2 protein-coding genes are annotated in these 5782 nt (G+C 51.3%); both read right to left on the reverse strand.

Annotated elements, in window-relative coordinates:
- Window positions 1-1023: 1023 nt before the first annotated feature.
- Window positions 1024-4119 (reverse strand): family 16 glycoside hydrolase, encoded by a 3096-nt coding sequence (locus RSSM_RS31970; RefSeq protein ID WP_008686477.1) that lies wholly within the window; start codon window positions 4117-4119, stop codon window positions 1024-1026.
- 30 nt (window positions 4120-4149) lie between these two features.
- Window positions 4150-5782, reverse strand: a 1633-nt coding sequence (locus RSSM_RS33955) for a hypothetical protein (protein WP_160168176.1), incomplete at its 5' end; no start/stop codon positions are given.

A 5782-nucleotide genomic window follows, 5' to 3' on the forward strand; every position in this document is an offset into this window, starting at 1 on the left:
CGGCGAGCTTGGTAGCGGGAAATCCCAGTCTTGGCGACGACCGGTTGCTGGGGTTGTGGATCGGCCTCGGTGTTCGGCCCGGCAGCGGAGAGTGTGCTCGGAAAGATCGATAACTGATCAATGGAGGCAACGTTGTATTGGTTTAAAACAGCGGACACGGCGGGGCACCTTCATTATGCGAAGTTAAATTTTCGTGGATTCGCTCGTGGCGACAAAGGGAAAGGCACCCGGGCCGAGAGTCCTGTCGCGAAAATGAAAGTTCTTTTTATACCGTTGTCACCTAAGATCACTGGTACTCGTGGATCACTCGGAGCTAAACCAGAAATCTGAATGTCGACTAACGCCATATCGCAATTGCCGTTCGAAATCGACGTCGTCCGATCTCATACGAAGAACGTCGAATCGCCTGTCGGAAGACCTCACGGCGGACGGTCTCATGGTGGTTGCTGGCTTTGCGGTGAATTTCGCGAAACTGACGTTAGTCGAAGAGGCTAACCGCTGTGCTAAAAAATCATGCCGAAAACGACGCAGTAAACACTTGTTTAAGGTCTTTGAGGTGGCCGACAATATTTGGGCCACGAGCGTGCTCGGCTTAGCTAGAAAGAGCGAGGCGTATTGACCGGCTGCTGAGCGGGCCTTGATGTCCCCGCATGTGTGGAGGGCGGAGCATCCCGAATCGATTCGGATTTACCGGCAAGAGAAACTTGGTCAAGCGTCTGACCGTAGGCGAACCCGACGCGCCCACCGCCGAATACTCAACAAGTAGTCAACCCGCCAAACCGAATTGTGCTGGTGTACGGTGCTCTGCACGCTTTGCGTTCGCTGCCATCAGCCACTGGACTGCATCCCGAAGGCATTATCGAGCTCTGCGGCTACCGGCAAGTCACCAAAACTACGGCCAACTAACCACGCGGCTGAATAGTTTCAGTCAATGGATGAGGCTTTTTGATTGTCCAATTCCAGCAATGCCAGAGACATACTGCATCTTGTCAATCATTCGTCGCAGGCCTTGCGAAATCGCTACTACAGCTCAATGATTTCGATGTCTTTGAGATGAATCTCCATGGGACCACTTCCTGACCACAGCTGCCAACCCAATCTTCCGGACTCCGGCATTTTCGGTATATCGCGATCTAATACGATGACACCATTCAGTTTCACCACGACGTCCTTACCAACACAGCGTAACTGCATTTCATTAAACCCATTTTGGATAACATTGGAATTTACGAGATTGACGTCAGATTCATGTTTGTCGAAGTGCCATTTTTGTTTTGGCACAGATTTGTGACCTTTATAAAAGACGGTGCCCCATGGATGCTTGAATGTTGATCCAAATCCGAGATTGCATTGCGGGCCCCACATTTTAAATGTTGAAGCGTCCGCCACGCCTGATCGAAAATTCAGTCCGCTATCTACATTGGCAGCGCCAACCAGCTTGACCTTCCAGTTCAATTCAAAGTCCTGATACTCTTTTTCGCTCACGAGGAAGGTCGGCTCTGGAATCCCGTTGGGGAACGTAGATCCAACAATGCCCCCTCGTTTGACAGACCAAAACCGAGGAAGTCCCCGCCAACCAATGAGATTCCTACCGTTGAACAAGCGGATCTTACGAGCGGAATCCGTTGACATCTCGGATTTCACGGTTCGCGGGTTCTGAGCAGCCGTAGTCGTGGATGAAGTAGTCGGAGTCTCGCCAATCGAGCCATTGGTAGTCCACTGACAGACGAAACCGGGCCGATGCTCAGTGCTACTAGAGGGCTGATCTGCCCAAGTGCCGACATACTTGGGGTTGCGAAATTCAACAATCAACAAGGCGAAATGCTCGGACTCTTGCTTGTTATTCGGTTGACCGGGTCCCCACCTAGAAAATGACAGTGGCGTTCCATCAATCCATTTCCATGATCCTTCGACTTCCGCGTCACACGCGCCGATCCAAACTGAATCCATACCAATCTTCTTTGCTTCACGAAAGACGTGTTCATGGATGTCCATCGCGTCAACTTTTGCTAACGTTCCGCCTAGTCGAGTGCATTCGTCGCGTGCCTCGTCCCAGGTCAATTGTTTGTCAAAGACCTTGAAGAAGTGCGTGCCCACTTGGAAAACGCCAGAGGGCGGCTTGAATGCCCCAGCGGACCGCAATGCGAATTCCCCCGAGCCGTTCGGCCCTTTCCACATGAAATCAATGACAACTCCATTCGGGGCATGTCGAATCGTTCCGAGATTGTCGCCGCCTTGACGGTTTTCACCGACAGGATGCACATCCTTCGCAAGCCAGGAGATACGATCATTCTTCACCGTCCCACGCACTTCTCGAATGATCCGCTTTCCAACTTTCATTCGCGCGCGAAAATCCTCGCCGTTTCGATCTAAGATCAATAGCTCTAGCACGGCATCGCTACTTCGCCAGACTGAGCTTGGCTGAATCTGTGCCGTGAGTATTGACGATGCAGCAGCTTGTGTGACGTTCCCAGAGACACTTGCTCGCTTCAGCAGCCCGAAGTCATCAGAATGCAGGTTAGCGACTTGCCAATGATCTTTCTCGCGAAAGTGCCCAAAGGAACTCGGGTCGAATGGATCGACGAACTCAACGTCGGATTTGATTGGAACTTTCCCCCCAGTTAAGAAGTACACAGCGTTTACTATTAGTCTTCGCAAGTCTTCATTGGCAAAGTCGACTGAAGCACCTGCTGTCAGGCAAAAGGACTGCCCGTTGGCTCCACCAGGCGATTTATAGGGATGTAGCCATGCGATAGGTTGCATCGGTTGGTTGATTCCACCCGAGACGATGCGAGAAGCTGACTCTTGCGTCTCTGTCACGGCGCCACGCATCAAAACCTCATCCTCTTTTGTCAAGTGCGGGGCTTGGTAGACGTTTGTTTTAGCAAAAACACGCGAAACAGAACTCAATATCGGATGCATCTGTTTGCCGGCTTCGACAACGCCTCTGGATCCTTGCGACTTGTATTTCCCGTGGTGTCCAGCCCACTCCTCGCCTAGAATTCTTCTGCCAAATTCGACGTAAGGCAAGTTGCCTCCAAAGCTTCCGTTGCCACCAAACGCATGTGTGGCAGTCCGAATCCCAATGACGGGTTTCCCCGCATTAAGAAAGTCCGTTAGATGCTTCGCTTCTTTCTCAATGGGCTCGAGGAATCGCGTGCCAATGATCATCAAATCAGCATCGGAAAGTGTGTTCAGTCCTTTCAGTCCCTGCTTGTTCGTAGGATCGATGTAGGATCCATTTGCTGAGAGTGGAAACAGAACCGTGCAGCGAAAACCGTGCCTCTGACTGAGAATTTTCCCCAGCATCGGCATTGTTTCTTCCGACCGGTACTCTTGGTCACCAGCCAACAGAACGATGTGCTTTCCGTTTGAACGCGTTGCTGCTGGAAGGATTAACACACCGGGATCGTTGGAATTGCTTGGCACCGACTGAGCGGTCTGCGGTGCTTGCGAATCGCTTGTGTTTCTTGCAAATCGCCTGCCTTTGTAGAACGTGATATCCTTGAATCGCACTGTCATCGGTTTCCCCTTGTGCAATTGCAAAGCAACGAGTCCTTGCTGAGATAGGCGGCGATGTGGATCCGATATCCTGGAGGTTAGTCGTCCGTTGACGTAGTGTTCGATGGAATCACCGACTGCAACGACTCGGTAGTGTTTCCAGTCTGAACCGACATCAGAGGTGTCATCCGTTATTTGTGGGGTGATTGGTGATCGCGAGACTGCGCCCGACGAGCTAAGCGTGACGGATTCACCGACTTCCGCGACCGACGCCAATCCCCTCTCTTCGTAGGCGGCACCAAATTCGCTATTAGCACCGTCAATGTCGATTTGAAGCCCGAAAGCATGAAGCGGGTCCGAACGAGGTCGTGATGTTCGATAGACAACACCTGAGTTGCCCTCTTCGATCGCGCAGTCAAACTCCAATTCAAAGTCTCCAACGAAGGAGTGGTCAGACGTCAAATACGTACGCTTCGATAGGGAATTTGACGGAGGTAGTCGCCCAACGATTGCGCCGTCTTCAACCTTCCAATACGAAAAGTCCCCGTTCCATCCGCTGAAGTCACTACCATTGAAAAGATGCAGACGTACTTCGCCTGAGTTCGAGGCGGCGTCCAAGCTCTCGACCCCAGCAGAGCGTGGAATTGTTCACTGCTCTGGATTCCTACGTAATTCGTAGACTGCATCTACTTTCTGTTTCTTTGAGTTCACCCAATTAGATTCGACTCGTATATAGTCATCTTTCACATGACCGTGATGCGATCCCGACATTCCACCGCTGCCAGTTAGGACGTTGCTCCCAGATGATTCCCAAGACAAGGAGCCGGTGCCCTCAACTGTCCCAGTAACTCGACGGATCTGCGTTCCGTGGTCCGTATTGATTAACGCTACAAACTGGTCTCCATTTCGACTTTCAACCGTAAAAATCACATCATCCTTCGTTGTTGGCCCCGGCCTCCAGTTTCGCTTTACCGTCCCGTGCCATTCTGAACCTGCTGGCAACAGAGTCAGACTTTGTTCGGCTTGAGCAATCGAGGAGCGATCTACGTCGCGAATGGCCCACAGTTTTGGGACGAATCCCTTCCAAGCAGCTGAATTTGCTTGAGCGTATGATTCTGGTGCCGTAAGAAACAGCTCATTTCTGGCAAGCGAGTAACGAGGGCTCCGTCCGTAGACGTTACCAAAACCAGGCAACGTCAAATATTCATAGCTTTCAAACGGTGCTGTTTTGCTAGTTCGCGAAAACTGGAGCACACGGTATCGGCCCACTCCCATTTCGTGGGTTGCCAGAAATGACATTTCGTCAGGAGCCATTGATATCCAGGTAAGAGGCGCATCCTGCTGCTGGGCATTCCATCGGATATCAACTGGGCGTGCGGGCATCCATGCGGCGTCGATACTTGTGCGGCGCGAAACATAGTATTTCGTCGTACGAATATCGTTTTGTTGCCTCGCATTGACGAATAAAGCCAATCCGTCGGCGGAAATACAAGGACTATTGAACATAAGCCCTTCGCCAAACTGCATCAGTTCCTTGGCATTCTCAAACCTGTCAGATTTGGTCGAACGCGTCGCCATGTAAAGACGCTTGAATTTCTTGGGTTCCGTGTGAACAAATACGACTTGGAGTTCGTCAGGTGTCAAAGTGGGTTGCTTTCCAGTAATGACAGAACGTTCGTTCCCGAAGCTTACTGATAAATCGTCACGCTCAGCTTGGAATATTTCAGCGTTGCCACCACCTGAATCGGAATGCTCCCAATAAATCCGTCCACCGTCCGGCGAAACCCAAGCGGCCTCATTGCGTCCTGGCATGTTTAGTTCATCGAGCGGAAAAAGACGTGGGGTCGGATTGTCTGACGTAAGAAGTTGCCTATTTTCGACCTCATCCTTGCTTGTTCTTGGTATTACGGTAATGGAAGTTTCGGTCCCACTCTCGATGGTGACGGTATCACCAGCGATTTTTGCACCACCAGAAAGTACTTCGACCTGTCGTGTTCCTGGTTTTATACGGACGGTTGCTGAATCTTTACCGTCGTTCCATCGAAGCCTGACGTTTTCTTGGTCGACCATGACCTGGGCATCTGCGGGCAGATTTTCGATCACGAGCATGCCGTTCTTCGTGCGCAGACTGAACATAATGCCAAATAGAATCAGTGCGGCGAACAAGCCACCAGCAGTGATTGCAATGATGGGCGGCTTCTTTCTCCCGTGGCTGCTCTTTCGTTTGCCTGATTTCGTCTGGCTTGGTTTTCTCGTGGTTCGAGGCTGCACCTTGAGGCTG

Source organism: Aporhodopirellula sallentina SM41 (assembly GCF_000346505.1).
GTDB lineage: Bacteria > Planctomycetota > Planctomycetia > Pirellulales > Pirellulaceae > Rhodopirellula > Rhodopirellula sallentina.